Here is a 305-nt window from a genome sequence, read left to right on the forward strand (position 1 = left end):
ACAGGCCAATGCCAGAGCAGTTCTTTACGCGTAAAGAAGAACAACCCGAAATCGGAAGAGGAAAGATCAGCTATCGCCAAGTTGGGCATTACCATGAAGGTAGGCATATTGGCATGCTAAGAGAGACACTAGCACCCGGTGCGGATACTGGTGAAGAGATGTTGAATCATGAAGGACAAGAGTGCGGTGTCATCGTGGAAGGCGAATTAGAGCTTACCGTTGATAATGAAGTAACCGTGCTACGCAAAGGTGATAGCTACTACTTTGACAGCATGCGTGCGCACCGATTTAGAAATACCACAAAC

The 305-nt window shown here is 47.2% G+C and carries 1 protein-coding gene; it reads left to right on the plus strand.

Annotated features, from left to right (window positions below; genetic code table 11):
* Nucleotides 1-113: 113 nt before the first annotated feature.
* On the plus strand, nt 114-305 hold a 192-nt coding region (locus tag AB4585_RS27670), incomplete at its 3' end, for a cupin domain-containing protein (protein ID WP_372171952.1).

Origin of the sequence: Vibrio sp. 10N.222.49.C9, assembly GCF_041474985.1 — a bacterium.
Lineage (GTDB): Bacteria > Pseudomonadota > Gammaproteobacteria > Enterobacterales > Vibrionaceae > Vibrio > Vibrio crassostreae_C.